This window comes from Seonamhaeicola sediminis, from assembly GCF_004358095.2.
Lineage (GTDB): Bacteria > Bacteroidota > Bacteroidia > Flavobacteriales > Flavobacteriaceae > Seonamhaeicola > Seonamhaeicola sediminis.
In genome coordinates this window covers 1-949 of record NZ_SMZJ02000039.1, presented here as the reverse complement: position 1 = coordinate 949, position 949 = coordinate 1, and the positions used below count along the sequence as shown (strand labels likewise).

Below are 949 nucleotides of genomic sequence, written 5' to 3'. Positions count from 1 at the left end.
ACTCTTTCCGCTACTGCATTTTCATAAGGGTCATATTGCTCAGTCATACTTATTTGGATATTGTTTTGCTGCAATATATGAGTATACTCATGGCTGCAATACTGTAAACCTCTATCAGAGTGATGAATTAATGGATGTTTGTACTTTCTATTACTGATAGCCATCTTTAAGGCTCTAACCGTAGAAGATGCTTTTAAATTATCTGTAAGCTCATAACCCATAATCTGTTTAGAATAAGCATCTGTTATCAGGTGCAGGTATTCGTGACCTTGCTTAGTCTGTAGATAGGTTATGTCTGCTACCCAAAGCTGTTCTGGTTTATTGAGATTAAAAGATTTTGTGAGATTTGGATACTTTTTCATCCAATGTTTAGAGTTTGTGNATGAGTATACTCATGGCTGCAATACTGTAAACCTCTATCAGAGTGATGAATTAATGGATGTTTATACTTTCTATTACTGATAGCCATCTTTAAGGCTCTAACCGTAGAAGATGCTTTTAAATTATCTGTAAGTTCATAACCCATAATCTGTTTAGAATAAGCATCTGTTATCAGGTGCAGGTATTCGTGACCTTGCTTAGTCTGTAGATAGGTTATGTCTGCTACCCAAAGCTGTTCTGGTTTATTGAGATTAAAAGATTTTGTGAGATTTGGATACTTTTTCATCCAATGTTTAGAGTTTGTGGTTTTTGTATATTTTCTTCGCTTTCTTACCAGTAGCCCTTCCTGCCTTAAAATGTCAAAGAGCTTATCCCTTCCCACTTTTATGCCTTGACGCTCTATTTTTGGCTGGATTAAATGATAGAGTTTTCTTGTGCCTAATCGAGGTAGTTTACATCGTATATCTATAACCATAGACTTAACTTGAGCGACAACAAAGCTTTGGTGTAATTGTTTGTTCTCTCGCTTATAATAAGCTTGTTTGCTATAACCAAGTAATTTACACAT

The 949-nt window shown here is 35.1% G+C and carries 2 pseudogenes; both read right to left on the bottom strand.

Annotated elements, in window-relative coordinates:
* Positions 1 to 389, bottom strand: a pseudogene (locus E1J38_RS15020) (transposase); the annotation flags it as partial.
* Positions 389 to 949, bottom strand: a pseudogene (locus E1J38_RS15015) (IS3 family transposase); the annotation flags it as partial. The pseudogenes E1J38_RS15015 and E1J38_RS15020, both read right to left, overlap by 1 nt.